A 13,780-nucleotide genomic window follows, 5' to 3' on the forward strand; every position below is an offset into this window, starting at 1 on the left:
CCGGCGCCAGGCTCAGCCCAGGGGCAGCCCGTTCCGGCGCTGCAGCGCGCGGATCACCGCGCTGTGGTCGAGGTCGCCGTCGCCCTCGGCGACCATCTCGGAGAACAGCCCGTCGACCAGGGACAGGACCGGGAGCGTCAGGCCCAGCGTCGCGGCGTGCGAGAGCGCCGTGCCGGTATCCTTGACCTGGTACTTGGCCGGACCGCCCGGGGCGAAGTCGCGCTCGATCATCCGCAGGGCGTGCTGCTTGAGGATCGTCGAATCGGCGAAGCCGCCGAGCAGGGCCTCCCGGACCTTGGCCGGGTCGGCGCCGCCGCGCTCGACGAAGGTGATCGCCTCGGCGACCGTGACGATGGTCGAGGCGACGATCGCCTGGTTGGCGAGCTTGGCGAGCTGGCCGCAGCCGGCCGGCCCGACATGGGTCGGACGCCCCATCGCGGACAGCACCGGCTCGGCCCGGGCGAAGGCCTCCGGGCTGCCGCCCGCCATGATCGCGAGCGTGCCGGCGACCGCACCCCGCTCGCCGCCGGAGACCGGGGCGTCGACGTAGAGGAGGCCGGCTTCCGCCGCGGCCGCGGCCTGGCTTTGCGCGGTCTCGACCGGGATCGAGCTCATCACCACGAGGAGGCTTCCGGGCGCCATCGCCGGGAGGACGCCGCCGGGCCCGAGCAGGATCTCGTCGCAGACCGGGCCGGAACTCAGCATGCAGACCACCACGTCGGCGCCCTGCGCCGCCGCCCGCGGGTCGGCGGCGAGGCCCACCCCGTCCTGCGCCAGGGCGGCGGCCTTGTCGGGGGAGCGGTTCCAGGCCCGCACCGCATGGCCGGCCCGGCCGAGATGGCGCGCCATCGGCGCGCCCATGATGCCGGTGCCGAGGAACCCGATCGTCAGGGCCATCAGTCGGCCTCCGCCCCGCTGAGGCTGCGGGCGAGGAAGCGCACCGGACGCTCCTCCTCGATCAGGGCCGGGAAGCCGGCCCGGAACCGGGCGAGGTGCGGGGTCTCGAGATGGGAGTCGAAGGCGGCGCGGTCGTCGTAGACCTCGTAGAACACCACCGCGAGCGGGTCGCTCTCGCTCACCGCGACGTCGAAGGCGCGGCAGCCGGGCTCGTCGGCGACGGAGCGGCGGGCGTCGTCGTGGGCAAGCGCGAGGAAGGCGTCGAGGGAGCCGGGCTTCACCCGGAACTCGGCGATGACCACGAAGGGCCGGGAAGAGGACACGAAGGGCCCGGAAGAGGACATGGCGGATCCCGATCGAGGAAGAGAGGCCGGAGGCGGGCAGCGGCGCCGGGGGCCCGGCGCCGCGCGTCCCGTCAGGCCGCCTGGGCGGCCGTAGCCTGCCGGGTGGTCTCTTCCATCTGGCGGCGCAGGGCCACCACGTCGAGGTCGGCGACCAGCTCGACGTCGTCGACGCTCACGATCTGGTCGCGGGCGACCGGGCGCTTGAGCTTGACGTTGTGGGCGAGGCCGATCGGCAGGGCGCCGAGCGCCAGGCTCTTCGAGGCGGGAATCGCGTTCGCCCACACCGCGTAGCCGCCCTCGCCGTCCAGCATCTCGCCGGGCTTGAGGTCGCGCTTGGCGGTCGCCACCGCGTCGCCGCGGAACTCCTTCGAGCAGCCGGTCGGCTCGTTGCGCAGCACCGCCGACAGCACGCTGATGCTGGTCTCCAGCCCGATCATGTGGAACGGGCGCCACATCGAGCCGTACCAGCCCGACGGATCGGTGAGCAGGCCGTACTGCTTGAAGCAGGCCTTGGTGTACTCGCTGGTCGCCTTGAAGGTGACGAACACGCCGTAGCGGATGTTGTTGAACACCTCGCGGCCGTCCGGCTCCTGGCTCGCCGCGATGTCGACGAGGCCCGAGCGCGGCAGGCGGCCGCCGTCGGCGACGGGGCGGAACACCCGGGCGAGGTCCTGCAGGCCGGTCGGCGGGAAGGCGAGGCCGTCGTCCGGGCAGTCGAGCCCGGTGCCGTTGGCCACCGCCGCCATCTCGATCGCCGCCTTGGTGCCGTCGGTGAACGAGTTGTACATCTTCGGGTTGAAGTCGCCCTTCTTCACCTCCTCCTCGGACCAGCCGAAGAAGCCCCACACGGTGTCCGGGGTGGAGTAGCGGTAGCGCGGCTCGAAGTTCATGCCCTTGCCGGCCGAGGTCAGCTCGAAGCCGCAGGAGCGGGCCCAGTCGACCAGCTCGCAGATGATCGCCGGCTGGTCGCCGTAGGCCATCGAGTAGACGACGCCCTGGCGGCGGGCGCGCTCGGCGAGCAGCGGGCCGCACAGCACGTCGGCCTCGACGTTGACCATCACGACGTGCTTGCGGGCGTCGATCGCCTGGATGGCGTGGCGGATGCCGGCGATCGGGTGGCCGGTCGCCTCGATGATGCACTCGATCTCGTCGCAGGCGCTGAGCGCGGCGGCATCGGCGGTGACGAAGGTGCGGCCGCTCTTGACGGCGTCGCCCATCGAGGTCGCCGAGTAGCGCTCCTCGGGCCAGTCGACGCGGGCGAGCGATGCGCGGGCGCGGCCGACATCGAGATCGGCGACCGCGACGACGTGCATGCCCTCGATGCGCTGGGCCTGGGCCAGGACCATCGAGCCGAACTTGCCGGCGCCGATCAGGCCGACGCGGACCGGACGGCCGGACGCGGCACGGGCGAGGAGCAGGGTGGAGAGATTCATCGGTTTCCTCCTGGGCCGACCGGCTCTTGTCCGCTCGTGCAGGAGGGAGCGGGGCCGGTCTCGGCGCGATCCCGGCGCGGTCGTGAACCGCCCGCCGGGATCTGACGCCAGGACGCTAGAAGCGGGCTCCGTGAAGGACAATCCAGATTTACGAGGCGACCGTGAAGCGGCTCTAAAGCGTTGTCAGCGCGTCGCGCTCCGTCGCCCAGGCGTCGCGCTCGCGCCGGATCCAGTCGAGGAAGGCCCGGACCTTGTGCAGGCGCAGGTGGTCCGGCGGGCACGTCACCCACTGGGTCACGACGGTGACCCGCGGCGGGTCGGCGAGCGGGCAGGCGAGGCGCCCGGCCCGCAGGTCGCCCCACAGCATCAGGTCGCTCTCCAGCGCGATGCCCAGCCCGCCGGCGGCGGCGTCGATCGCCATGTGGGTGCGGTCGAACAGGAGGCGGCGCCAGCGCGGGGCGGGCGCGATCCCGGCGCGGGTGAACCAGTGCGGCCATTGCACCTGCGACTTCACCGAGTGGATCAGCAGGTGCCGGGGAAGGTCGCCGGCCGCGAGGCTGCCGGGTGCGGCGAGCGAGGGGGCGCAGACCGGCCGGAAGCTCTCCTCCACCAGCCCCTCGACGAACAGGCCCGGCCAGCCGCCGGTGCCGTGCCGGATCTCGATGTCGACGTTCTCCTTCTGGAACGCCGTCGGCTCGTTGGTGCCGTCGAGGCGCAGCTCGATGTCGGGATGCGCGGTGATGAAGGAGGAGAGCCGCGGCAGCAGCCACTTCGTCGACAGGCTCGGGGTCGCCCGCACGGTCAGCGTCGTCATCGAGCGGAAGCCCTGGATGCGCTGCGTCGCCTCCATGATCCGGTCGATCTCGGACCCGATCATCTCGAAGTAGCGCTCGCCGGCCTCGGTCAGCACGATGGCGCGGCCGGACTTGCCGATCAGCGCGGTGCCGAGGGCGAGCTCGAGGGACTGGACCTGCTGGCTCACCGCCGAGGGCGTGACGCCGAGATCCTCCGCCGCCCGGGTAATGCTGCCGGAGCGGGCGACGGCGTGGAAGACCGTGATGGCGCGAAGCGGGACCGACATCCCCATGGTTTAGCGCCACTACACGAAACTGCAAATAATCTGGATTGTCCTACATCGACGCGGTTCCTACTCTCGGCAGCCAAGCGAGACGAGACGCTCCGCACGACGTCGGTTCGTCCGAGGTAAGACGAGGCACCGGATCCCCTCTCCTGCCTCAGGCAGGCGGATCCGCCCCCTCTCCTCCCCGGACGGCCCCGCGACGGCAGGAGCGCCGACAGGGAGGAAGCAGCCGGCACGGCCCCCCGCCGCCGTCGCGTCACGCCTCCTTCCGTCTCGACCCAACGATGCCGCACCGCGACCCACGCGGATGACGGCGCGACGGAGGAAACCGATGACGTCCACCCCCGATTCCAAGCAGGGCCCCTCGCGCCGCCTGTTCCTGGCCGGCGCCGCCGCCGTCCCGCTCGTGGCGATCCGTACGCAGCCGGCGCGTGCCGCCGAGTTCAACTACAAGCTCGCCACCGGCCAGTCCCTGACCCAGCCGATCAACGCCCGGCTCGACCAGGCCTGCCAGCGCATCCGCGAGGCCTCGGGCGGGCGGATCGAGCTGAAGTTCTTTCCGGCAAGCCAGCTCGGCTCCGACACCGACCTGATCACCCAGGTCCGCACCGGCGGCATCGAGTTCCTCAACATCGCCGGCTCGGTGATCTCGACGGTGGCCTCGGGTGCCGCGATCACCAATGTGGGCTTCGCCTTCTCCGACTACGACCACGTCTGGCGCGGCGTCGACGGGCCGGTGGGCGCCTATGTCCGCACCCAGATCGAGAAGGCCGGCCTGATCGTCGCCGCCAAGGCCGCCGACAACGGCTTCCGCCAGATCACCTCGAACGCCAAGCCGATCAAGACGCCCGACGACCTCAAGGGCTACCGCATCCGCGTGCCGGTGGCGCCGATCTTCACCTCGCTGTTCTCGAGCCTCGGGGCGAGCCCGACCTCGATCAACTTCAACGAGCTCTACACCGCGCTGCAGACCCGGCTGGTCGACGGCGAGGAGAACGGCCTCGTCACGATCGAGGCCGGCAAGCTCTACGAGGTGCAGAAGTACCTCACCGAGACCAACCACATCTGGGACCCCTTCTGGATCGTCGCCAACCGGCGCGCCTTCGGCAAGCTGCCCGACGCGCTCCAGGAGATCGTCCGGCGCGAGCTCGACCGGGCCGCGATGGAGGAGCGCGAGGACGTCGCGCGCCTGACCGGCACCCTCAAGGGCCAGCTCGCCTCCCGCGGCCTGGTCTTCGAGACCGCCGACAAGGCCGCCTTCCGCAAGAGCCTGACCCAGGCCGGCTTCTACCGCGACTGGAAGGAGAAGTTCGGGGCCGAGGCCTGGAAGGCGCTCGAGGCCGTCACCGGGGAACTGGCATGAGCGCCGTGGCCGACATCCACGGGCGGCCGGCCGCCGCGCTCCCGACCGACTGGCTGTCCTCCGCCGAGCGGGCGCTCCGCCTCGCCGTCGAGGTGCCGGCGGCGGCCCTCGTCGCCGCCGAGGCGGTGATCCTGTTCGCCGGCATCGTCTCGCGGGCGATCGGGCATTCGATCATCTGGAGCGATGAGCTCGCCTCGATCCTGTTCCTGTGGCTCGCGATGCTCGGCAGCGTCGTGGCGGTGCAGCGCGGCGAGCACATGCGGCTGACCTTCGTGGTCGGCGCGCTCTCGCCGCGGGCGCGGGCCTGGTGCGAGGCCCTGGCCATCGGGGCGATCTTCGCCTTCCTGGCGCTCCTCCTGCACGCCGCCTACGACTACACCGAGGACCAGTCCTTCGTGGAGACGCCGGCGCTCGGCTGGTCCGGCACCGTGCGGGCGCTCGCGGTGCCGGTCGGCTTCGTGCTGGCGCTCCTGTCCTGCGGCCTGCGCCTCGCCCGCCACCGGATCACCGACCTGCTCGGGGTCGGTGCGGTGCTGCTCGGCGTCGTGGCGCTCCTCGCCCTCGCGGCGCCGGCGCTGGCCGGCATCGGCAACTGGGCGCTGCTGGTGTTCTTCGTCGGGCTCCTCGGCGTCGGCATCCTGGCCGGCGTGCCGATCGCGTTCTCGTTCGCGCTCGCGACCTCCGCCTACCTTCTCACCACCACCTCGACGCCGCTCACCATCGTGGTCGGCCGGATGGACGAGGGGATGAGCAGCCTGATCCTGCTCGCGATTCCCCTCTTCGTGCTGCTCGGCCAGCTCGTCGACGCGACCGGGATGGCCCGGGTGATGGTGGCGTTCCTCGCCTCGCTGCTCGGCCACGTGAAGGCCGGCATGTCCTACGTGCTGCTCGGCGCGATGCTGCTGGTCTCGGGCATCTCGGGCTCGAAGACCGCCGACATGGCGGCGGTGGCGCCCGTGCTGTTTCCCGAGATGCGCAAGCGCGGGATGAAGGACGGCGAACTGCTCTCGATCCTCGCCGCCTCGGGGGCGATGAGCGAGACGATCCCGCCCTCGATCGTGCTGATCGCCATCGCGTCGGCGACCGGCGTCTCGATCGCCGCCCTGTTCACCGCCGGCATCCTGCCGGCCCTGGTGCTGGCCCTCGTGCTCGCCGCGGTCGCCCGCTACCGCGCCGGCAAGGAGGAGGACGCGGTGGCGATCCCGCGCGCGCCCGCCTCGGTGGTGAAGAAGACCCTGCTCGTCGCGCTGCCCGCCCTGCTGCTGCCGTTCCTGATCCGCACCGCGGTGGTGGAGGGCGTCGCCACGGCGACGGAAGTCTCGACCATCGGCATCGTCTACTCGCTGGTGCTCGGCCTCGTGATCTATCGCGGCGGGCTCAAGCGCAAGGAGATCCTGCCGATGCTGGCGCGGACCGCCTCCCTGTCCGGGGCGATCCTGTTCATCGTCGGGGCGGCGAGCGCGATGGCCTGGGCGCTGACCCAGTCGGGCTTCTCGCACGACCTCGCCCGGGCGATGGCGGCGGTGCCGGGCGGCAAGACCGGCTTCCTGCTGATCTCGGTCGTCGCCTTCATCGTGCTCGGCAGCCTGCTCGAGGGCATCCCGGCGATCGTGCTGTTCGGGCCGCTGCTGTTCCCGATTGCGCACCAGTTCGGGATCCACGAGGTGCATTACAGCATGATCGTGATCCTCGCGATGGGACTGGGCCTGTTCGCCCCGCCCTTCGGGCTCTGCTACTACGCCGCCTGCATCATCGGCGGGGTGGCGCCCGAAGCCGGCATGCGCCGGATCTGGATCTACCTCGGCGCGCTGTTCCTCGGCCTCCTGGTGCTCACCTTCGTGCCGTGGTTCTCGATCGGGTTCCTGTAGCCCACCCCGACCCGAAACGAGAAAGCCCGGACGGGGAGACCCGTCCGGGCTTTCTCATGGGGAAATTGGTCCCCGGGCGGACCGTCCCAGGCAGGCTTCGCGTCGGCGGGCCGACGCTTCGCCCGCTCGGGTTCTCGGGGTCGTCGCCGATCTTGGTCGCGAAACCGGATGCCGATTCCGCGAAATCCGCTCAGAACAGCCCCTCGATCCGCCCCTCGGCGTCGAGATGGATGCCTTCCGCCGCCGGCACCTTGGGCAGGCCGGGCATCGTCATGATCTCCCCGCAGATCGCCACCACGAAGCCGGCGCCGGCCGAGAGGCGGGCGTCGCGCACCGCCACGACGTGGCCGCTGGGGGCGCCCATCAGGGTCGGGTCGGTGGAGAACGAGTACTGGGTCTTGGCCATGCAGACCGGCAGGTCGCCGTGGCCGGCCTGCTCGAAGGCCGCGAGCTTGGCCGCCGCCTTCGATTCCACCTGGATGTCGGCGGCGCCGTAGAGGGTCTGGGCGACGGTGCGGATCTTGGCCTCCAGCGGCATCGCGTCCGGGTAGGCGAAGCGCGGGGCCGCGGCCGGGCCGGAATCGGCCAGGGCCGCCACCGCGTGGGCCAGCGCCTCGGCGCCGGCGCCGCCCTCGGCCCAGTGCCGGCAGGTGATCGCCTCGACGTCGAGCCGGTCGCGGCAGAGCGCCTTGAGCGCCGCGTGCTCGGCCTCGGTGTCGGCGTGGAAGTGGTTGACCGCCACCACCACCGGGGCGCCGAAGCGGCGCACGTTCTCGACATGACGGGCGAGGTTGCCAAAGCCCCGCTCCAGGGCCTCGACGTTCTCGCGGCCGAGATCGGGCTTGGCGACGCCGCCATGCATCTTGAGGGCCCGCACCGTCGCCACGATGACGACCGCGGACGGGCTGAGGCCGGCCTGGCGGCACTTGATGTCGAAGAACTTTTCCGCCCCGAGATCGGCCCCGAAGCCGGCTTCCGTCACCACGTAGTCGCCGAGCTTGAGGCCGGCCCGGGTCGCGATCACCGAGTTGCAGCCATGGGCGATGTTGGCGAAGGGCCCGCCATGGATCAGGGCCGGGCTGCCCTCCAGGGTCTGGACGAGGTTGGGCTGGAGCGCGTCCTTGAGCAGCACCGTCATGGCGCCGGTGGCCTTGAGGTCGGCCAGCGTCACGGCCTTTCGGTCGCGGGTCTCCGCCACGACGATCCGGCCGAGGCGCGCCTCAAGGTCGGCGAGGTCGCGGGCGAGGCAGAACACCGCCATCACCTCGGAGGCGACGGTGATGTCGAAGCCGTCCTCCCGCGGGAAGCCGTTGGCGACGCCGCCGAGGCTCTGGGTGATGGTGCGCAGCGCCCGGTCGTTCATGTCGAGGACGCGCCGGAACGCCACCCGGCGCAGGTCGATGTCGAGGGCGTTGCCCCAGTAGACGTGGTTGTCGATCAGCGCCGCGGCGAGGCTGTGGGCCGAGGTGATGGCGTGGAAGTCGCCGGTGAAGTGGAGGTTGATCGCCTCCATCGGCACCACCTGGGCCTTGCCGCCGCCGGCCGCGCCGCCCTTCATGCCGAAGCACGGGCCGAGCGAGGGCTCGCGCAGGCAGATCACCGTCTTGCGGCCGATCCGGTTGAGCGCGTCGCCGAGGCCCACCGTGGTGGTGGTCTTGCCCTCGCCCGCCGGCGTCGGGCTGATCGCCGTCACCAGGACCAGCTTGCCCTCGGGCCGCGCCTCGAGGCCGCGGATATGGGCGTGGTCGACCTTGGCGATGTGCCGGCCGTACGGGTGGAGCGCGTCCTCGGGGATGCCGATGCGCTCCGCGATGGCGGTGATCGGCTGGAGGGTGGCCGCGCGGGCGATCTCGATGTCGGTCGGCATGGGTCCCGATCGTTGTTCTGGAGCCGGGGGATGACGGCTGGCGTGAGGCGGATTTTAGGCCGGAGGCGCCAGTTTCGAAAAGATCAAATCGCTTGAGCAGGATCCTCAGAAAAATTGAAGATCGCTCCGGCGGTTGCGAACAGGAACCGTCCCGCCCCAGGGGCTTTCGATCGCCGTGCCGCAAGCCCCGTTAGCCATGCCGAACGATCGGCGCGGCCCGGACGCAGACGTTTCACGATTGGCGCCCCAGAGTGACGTCGGGGCGGCGCGGTCACGGAGCGCCGGCCGGGGACGATCGGGACGCGGGGGAACGGGATGGCCTTCTGGCTGCGGGCCGGGCTGGTGATCGGCGCGATCTACTACCTCTCGCCGCTGCGGCTCGGCGAGGCGGCCCTTCCCGGCCATGCCCTGCCCGGCACGGACCGCCCGGCGCCGCTCCCGGCGAGCCCCGGTGAGGTCGCCGGCGCGGCCTTCGCGCACCTGCCCGCCGACCTGCGCGCCCGGGTGGTGGAGACCGCCGCCGTGGAAGCCGGACGGGCTCTGGGCACCGGCCTGCGGAACGCGGCCGCCGAGGCGGCCCGGCCCGCCTCCCGCGATACCCTGACGATGCAGGACCGCCAGGTTCCCTGGCGGGGCGCCGCGGAGCGGGACGGCCGCTGACGGCACGCCCTGCCCGCGAGGTAGGGGGCGGAACCTTGCCGCGGGGCCCCGGTTCCAGATCAAACTCTGACAGCTGACCGTCGCGACGGTCGTCCCGCCCTGCGCGGGCGGTCCCTGGGACGGTGGATTTGCTCAACATCGTCTTTCCGAAGCGCCGAGTCCGAGTCGCAGTGCCCCGCTACTACTTCGATATCATGGACGCGACCCAGAGCGTGCCGGACGAGGCCGGGCTCGATTGCCGCGACCTCGACGAAGCCCACCGCCAAGCCTGCATCCTGATCGCCGACGCGATGACCGGCCCGGAGGCCACCCGGATCGACTGGTGCGCCTGGCGCGTCGAGGTGCGCGACGAGGTCCACGGCCTGGTCTTCACCGTACCGTTCCCGGCGCCGATCGGCTGACGCTTGGGGACCTGGCCGTCGTCTCGTCCCCGGGCGATGCGGTATCGCTCGGGAAGAGGGGCTAACAAACCGTGATCACACTTCTATACTAGTAAGGAGTTACCAGGTTCCGCTCGCTGCGGCGGGCCGGGACGGTTCCGGACCGGCAGGGAAGGGTTGCGATGTCCGAGATCGACGAGGCGGTTCCGCCCGGGCGCGTGGTCGGCGCGCTGGAGGTCCTGCTGCAGACCCCGCCTTTCCTGCGCTCGCCGAAGCTGGCGCGGTTCCTGCGCTTCGTGGTGGAGGAGGAACTGGCCGGGCGCGGCGCCACCATCAAGGCCTACACCATCGCCACGCAGGCCCTGGGCCGGGGCCCCGACTTCGACCCGAGCCTCGATCCCAGCGTGCGCGTCGAGGCCGGGCGACTGCGCCGCGCGCTCGAGGACGTCTATGCCCGGCACGCCGGGGGGATCGACGTCCGGCTCGCGATTCCCGTCGGCGGCTACCGCCCGCGCTTCATCGCCCTCGACGCGGCGCCGGCCCTCGCCGAGATGGCGCCAGATCCCGATCCCGATCCCGAGCCCGACGACGTCCCACCCCCGGTGATGGTGCGGCAGCGCCCGACCGGGGGCATCAGCCCCCGCGGCGAGACGATGATCATCGCGCTCCTCGCCGGCATCCTGCTGGTGCTCTGCATCGACCTCGCGCTGACCGTGAGCGCCCGGTTCGCCCCGGACCCCGCGCCTACGCGAGAGCTCGCGGTGCGGCGGCAGTAGGCAGATTTGGCGAAAGGCGCCGCCGGTTTCGAAGGCGGAATCTGCGACGAACTAAGAGTACGAGCCGCCGGGGCGTCGGCCCACCAACGCAAGTCCGCGTCGAGACGTCAGGTCCAGCGGGTCGCGAACCGGGCGAGGTCGGTCGCGGTGTCGAAGGCGACCACGCCGAGCGTGCGGGTTTCCTCGGGCCAGCCCGGAAACGGCACGTAGGTCACCGCGCGCCGGCTGTAGCGGGTGGTGGGGGCTTGCGTACCGGCCCAGTCGCGCACCTCCGCTGCCAGGGCGTCGGGGTCGTCCGGCGCGACGAGGCCGGACCGCTCGCGCAGGGCGATCACGTAGGAGCCGAGATCCGGGTGCTGGTCGCGCAGCACCTTGACGATGTCGATCATGGTCCGGTGGGCCTTGCGGAAACGGGCCGGGCCTTTAGCCCGCCTCGGGTTGCGGCATCGCGGGATCCGATCCCGGCAGTCGCCCGCGACCCCGGGGCCGCGGGCGACGCGACGCGATCAGAAGCTCTGCGGCTCGTTGATCTGGACCACGGGCTGGCCCTTGAAGAAGTTCGGGATGTCTCCGAAGATCTCCTTGCCGTGCGCGGCGCCGGCCTTCTGGAAGTCCTCGAGCGAGCGGAAGGTGAGGAGCGCCATCACCTGGAACGGGGCCGGGCTGCCGTCCGGCGTGCCGCTGGCCTTGACCACCTGGACCTTGTCCAGGCCCATCGACGACCAGCGCTCGCGCACCAGCGGCATGTGGTGCTTGAGGTAGTAGTCGAGGTCGAAGGGCTGGGCGTCGGAGCCGCCCGGATACATCACGCTGACGAGGATCATGGCGTCGGTTCTTCCCCGGCTTCACGGGACCCGTGCTCGGTCCCTGCGCCAGACAGAGCATCCTTCCGGCCCCGGGCGCAAGCGCCCGGCCCGCCGCATCGCCGCCGACCGGGTCTTCCCCCAAAGGCATTTTCGCCGCACGGCATTTCCGCCCCGCAGCATTCTCGCCGGAAGCGTTCACCCCCAGAGCCCCGGCTCCGGCGGGTGGACGAGGCTGCCCTCGAAAAGCAGGCCGGGCTCGCGGTCGCGGGAGAGCAGCAGCGGGCCGTCGAGGTCGACGAAGTCGGCATAGCCCGCGAGCAGCATCGCCGGCGCCATGGCGAGCGAGGTGCCGAGCATGCAGCCGACCATGATCGACAGCCCCCGCGCCTTGGCGGCCTGGGCGAGCAGCAGCGCCTCGGTGAGGCCGCCCGCCTTGTCGAGCTTGATGTTGATCGCGTCGTAGCGGTCGGTCAGGCCGTCGAGCCCGGCGCGATCGTGCAGGCTCTCGTCGGCGCAGATCGGGATCGGCCGGGCGATCGTGCGCAACGCCGCGTCGTCGCCGGCCGGCAGCGGCTGCTCGATCAGCTCGACCCCGGCCGCGACGCAGGCCGCGAGGTTGGCCTCGATCGTCTCCGGGGACCACGCCTCGTTGGCATCGACCACCAGGCGCGAATCCGGGGCACCCCGGCGCACCGCCGCGATCCGCTCCGGGTCGCCGATGCCGCCGAGCTTCACCTTCAGGAGCGGCCGGGCCGCCGCCACATGGGCGGCGGCCGCCATCTCCTCCGGGCTGCCGAGGCTCAGGGTGTAGCAGGTCGTGGCCGGGGCGGGCGCCGGGAGGCCGGCCAGCGCATGGGCGGGCCGGCCGGCGCGCTTGGCCTCGAGATCCCACAAGGCGCAGTCGAGGGCGTTGCGGGCCGCGCCCGCCGGCAGCCGGGAGGCGAGGCCCCGGCGGTCGAGCCCGGCGGCGAGCGCCTCTTCCTGCGCGGCGATCAGGTCGCGCACGCCCTCCACGGTCTCGCCGTAGCGGGCGTAGGGCACGCACTCGCCGCGGCCCGTGACGGTCCCGTCGGTGACGGTCGCGGTCACCACAACGGCCTCGGTGCGGCTGCCGCGCGAGATGGTGAACCGGCCGGCGATCGGCCAGGGCTCGATGGCGGTCGCGAGCCGGATCACGCCGGGAACTCCTCGACCAGGCGGTCGACCAGGGCCTCGACCCCGAACCGCACCGGATCGGTCGCCGGCAGGCCGTGCTCGGCGGCGAGCTTCTCGAGGAGCGCCCGCGCCTCCCCCTCCTCCAGGGCCTGGGTGTTGACCGCGATGCCGGTCGGCCGGATGTCCGGGTTGGTCAGGCGGCCGAGCTGCACCGTGAGGTCGATCACCTCCCGGATGCTCGGCAGCGGATGCTTGACGCCGCGCATCGTCGTGCGGGTCGGCTCGTGGCAGACCACGAAGGCGTCGGCCTGGGCGCCGTGCAGCAGGCCGAGGCTGACGCCGGCGAAGCTCGGATGGAACAGCGAGCCCTGGCCCTCGATCAGGTCCCAGTGGGCCGGGTCGGCGGCGGGGGCGATCCACTCGACGGCGCCGGAGATGAAGTCGGCCACCACCGCGTCGATGGCGACGCCGCGGCCGGAGATGAACACCCCGGTCTGGCCGGTGGCGCGGAAATCGGCGTCGAGGCCGCGGTCCCGCATCCCCTTCTCCAGCGCCAGCACGGTGTACTTCTTGCCGACCGAGCAGTCGGTGCCGACGGTCAAGAGCCGCCGGCCCGGGCGCCGCGTGCCCTTGCCGGTGTCGAAGCGCTCCTCGGAGTGGCGCACGTCGTGGAGCTGCCGCCCGTGCCGGGCCGCGGCCTCGGCGATCTCCGGCACCGAGCCGAGGCGGGTGTGCAGGCCGCTCGCCACGTCGAGCCCGGCCTCGAGCGCCGCGACGATGCTGGCGACCCAGTGCGGCGGCAGCACGCCGCCGGCATTGACCACGCCGACGATCAGCGTGCGGGCGCCGCGGGCGATCCCCTCCTCGATGGTCAGGTCCGGGATGCCGAGATCGGCGGCGCAGGACGGCAGGCGCAATTGCCCGACGCACCATTCGGGCCGCCAGTCGACGATGCCGTAGGCGGTCTTGGCGGCGAGCCGGTCGGGCACGTCGCCGAGGAACATCAGGTAGGGCGTGGCGATCTGCATCGGTCTGAACGGTCCGTCGTCGCGGGGGCGTCACGGGAGCCGGGCACGCACGGGCCGCCGGCGGGCGCAGCTTCGCGCGGGTGGATCCGGCGCGCAACAGCCGGGATGCGACGGCCCGTCCG

At 72.1% G+C, this 13,780-nt stretch carries 14 protein-coding genes; 5 read left to right on the forward strand and 9 right to left on the reverse strand.

Annotated features, from left to right (window positions below; translation table 11 throughout):
• Positions 1-12 precede the first annotated feature (12 nt).
• The 4 genes from BMX97_RS14995 to BMX97_RS15010 form a co-directional block, all read right to left on the reverse strand.
• A complete protein-coding gene (locus BMX97_RS14995; RefSeq protein ID WP_091751543.1) occupies positions 13-897 on the reverse strand; it encodes an NAD(P)-dependent oxidoreductase in 885 nt (294 codons plus the stop codon).
• On the reverse strand, positions 897-1,241 hold the full coding sequence (locus tag BMX97_RS15000; protein WP_091751545.1) for a putative quinol monooxygenase: 345 nt from the start codon (positions 1,239-1,241) through the stop codon (positions 897-899). Before BMX97_RS15000 ends, BMX97_RS14995 begins: the two co-directional genes overlap by 1 nt.
• A gap of 71 nt (positions 1,242-1,312) precedes the next feature.
• Positions 1,313-2,674 carry an NAD(P)H-dependent oxidoreductase gene (locus BMX97_RS15005; RefSeq protein ID WP_060848063.1) on the reverse strand — a complete coding sequence of 454 codons (1,362 nt, stop codon included), beginning with the start codon at positions 2,672-2,674 and terminating at the stop codon, positions 1,313-1,315.
• 172 nt (positions 2,675-2,846) lie between these two features.
• The gene (locus BMX97_RS15010; protein WP_091751548.1) at positions 2,847-3,755 is read right to left on the reverse strand and encodes a LysR substrate-binding domain-containing protein; all 909 of its coding nucleotides are present in this window, start codon (positions 3,753-3,755) and stop codon (positions 2,847-2,849) included.
• 331 nt (positions 3,756-4,086) lie between these two features.
• On the opposite strand from BMX97_RS15010, the gene BMX97_RS15015 reads away from it, so the two are divergent.
• Both BMX97_RS15015 and BMX97_RS15020 read left to right on the forward strand, forming a co-directional pair.
• Positions 4,087-5,118, forward strand: a complete 1,032-nt coding sequence (locus tag BMX97_RS15015; protein WP_091751551.1) for a TRAP transporter substrate-binding protein — start codon at positions 4,087-4,089, stop codon at positions 5,116-5,118.
• Positions 5,115-6,986 carry a TRAP transporter large permease gene (locus BMX97_RS15020; RefSeq protein WP_091751554.1) on the forward strand — a complete coding sequence of 624 codons (1,872 nt, stop codon included), beginning with the start codon at positions 5,115-5,117 and terminating at the stop codon, positions 6,984-6,986. The genes BMX97_RS15015 and BMX97_RS15020 overlap by 4 nt, the downstream gene beginning before the upstream one ends.
• 190 nt (positions 6,987-7,176) lie before the next feature.
• Here the strand turns inward: BMX97_RS15020 and BMX97_RS15025 are convergent, their stop codons facing one another.
• Positions 7,177-8,853 carry a formate--tetrahydrofolate ligase gene (locus BMX97_RS15025; RefSeq protein ID WP_091751557.1) on the reverse strand — a complete coding sequence of 559 codons (1,677 nt, stop codon included), beginning with the start codon at positions 8,851-8,853 and terminating at the stop codon, positions 7,177-7,179.
• 315 nt (positions 8,854-9,168) lie between these two features.
• Between BMX97_RS15025 and BMX97_RS15030 the strand changes: the two genes are divergently transcribed.
• The 3 genes from BMX97_RS15030 (at position 9,169) to BMX97_RS15040 (ending at position 10,669) form a co-directional block, all read left to right on the forward strand.
• Positions 9,169-9,513 (forward strand): hypothetical protein, encoded by a 345-nt coding sequence (locus tag BMX97_RS15030; RefSeq protein ID WP_091751561.1) that lies wholly within the window; start codon positions 9,169-9,171, stop codon positions 9,511-9,513.
• A gap of 170 nt (positions 9,514-9,683) precedes the next feature.
• The gene (locus BMX97_RS15035) at positions 9,684-9,914 is read left to right on the forward strand and encodes a DUF6894 family protein (protein WP_091751564.1); all 231 of its coding nucleotides are present in this window, start codon (positions 9,684-9,686) and stop codon (positions 9,912-9,914) included.
• A gap of 161 nt (positions 9,915-10,075) precedes the next feature.
• A complete protein-coding gene (locus BMX97_RS15040) occupies positions 10,076-10,669 on the forward strand; it encodes a hypothetical protein (RefSeq protein ID WP_091751567.1) in 594 nt (197 codons plus the stop codon).
• A 107-nt stretch (positions 10,670-10,776) separates the two neighbouring features.
• Here BMX97_RS15040 and BMX97_RS15045 read toward each other — a convergent pair whose 3' ends face one another.
• From BMX97_RS15045 to dgcN, 4 genes are all read right to left on the reverse strand, one after another.
• Entirely contained in the window at positions 10,777-11,058 is a 282-nt protein-coding gene (locus BMX97_RS15045; RefSeq protein ID WP_091751569.1) for a hypothetical protein, read from the reverse strand.
• A gap of 117 nt (positions 11,059-11,175) precedes the next feature.
• Positions 11,176-11,493 carry an EthD family reductase gene (locus BMX97_RS15050; RefSeq protein WP_091751572.1) on the reverse strand — a complete coding sequence of 106 codons (318 nt, stop codon included), beginning with the start codon at positions 11,491-11,493 and terminating at the stop codon, positions 11,176-11,178.
• Positions 11,494-11,670: 177 nt separating this feature from the next.
• Complete coding sequence (gene dgcA, locus BMX97_RS15055) at positions 11,671-12,651, reverse strand: N-acetyl-D-Glu racemase DgcA (protein ID WP_091751575.1); 981 nt, start codon at positions 12,649-12,651, stop codon at positions 11,671-11,673.
• Entirely contained in the window at positions 12,648-13,658 is a 1,011-nt protein-coding gene (gene dgcN, locus BMX97_RS15060) for an N-acetyltransferase DgcN (protein WP_091751578.1), read from the reverse strand. The genes dgcA and dgcN overlap by 4 nt, the downstream gene beginning before the upstream one ends.
• Positions 13,659-13,780: the final 122 nt, after the last annotated feature.

The sequence above is a fragment of the Methylobacterium sp. ap11 genome (assembly GCF_900110515.1).
Classification (GTDB): domain Bacteria; phylum Pseudomonadota; class Alphaproteobacteria; order Rhizobiales; family Beijerinckiaceae; genus Methylobacterium; species Methylobacterium ajmalii.

Coding starts and splice junctions, on each gene's coding strand:
- BMX97_RS15005 (WP_060848063.1), bottom strand. CDS start 2,674: ATGAATCTCTCCACCCTGCTCCTCGCCCGTGCCGCGTCCGGCCGTCCG.
- BMX97_RS15030 (WP_091751561.1), top strand. CDS start 9,169: ATGGCCTTCTGGCTGCGGGCCGGGCTGGTGATCGGCGCGATCTACTAC.
- dgcN (WP_091751578.1), bottom strand. CDS start 13,658: ATGCAGATCGCCACGCCCTACCTGATGTTCCTCGGCGACGTGCCCGAC.
- BMX97_RS15050 (WP_091751572.1), bottom strand. CDS start 11,493: ATGATCCTCGTCAGCGTGATGTATCCGGGCGGCTCCGACGCCCAGCCC.
- BMX97_RS15045 (WP_091751569.1), bottom strand. CDS start 11,058: ATGATCGACATCGTCAAGGTGCTGCGCGACCAGCACCCGGATCTCGGC.
- BMX97_RS15000 (WP_091751545.1), bottom strand. CDS start 1,241: ATGTCCTCTTCCGGGCCCTTCGTGTCCTCTTCCCGGCCCTTCGTGGTC.
- BMX97_RS15040 (WP_091751567.1), top strand. CDS start 10,076: ATGTCCGAGATCGACGAGGCGGTTCCGCCCGGGCGCGTGGTCGGCGCG.
- BMX97_RS15020 (WP_091751554.1), top strand. CDS start 5,115: ATGAGCGCCGTGGCCGACATCCACGGGCGGCCGGCCGCCGCGCTCCCG.
- BMX97_RS15015 (WP_091751551.1), top strand. CDS start 4,087: ATGACGTCCACCCCCGATTCCAAGCAGGGCCCCTCGCGCCGCCTGTTC.
- BMX97_RS15010 (WP_091751548.1), bottom strand. CDS start 3,755: ATGTCGGTCCCGCTTCGCGCCATCACGGTCTTCCACGCCGTCGCCCGC.
- BMX97_RS15025 (WP_091751557.1), bottom strand. CDS start 8,853: ATGCCGACCGACATCGAGATCGCCCGCGCGGCCACCCTCCAGCCGATC.
- BMX97_RS14995 (WP_091751543.1), bottom strand. CDS start 897: ATGGCCCTGACGATCGGGTTCCTCGGCACCGGCATCATGGGCGCGCCG.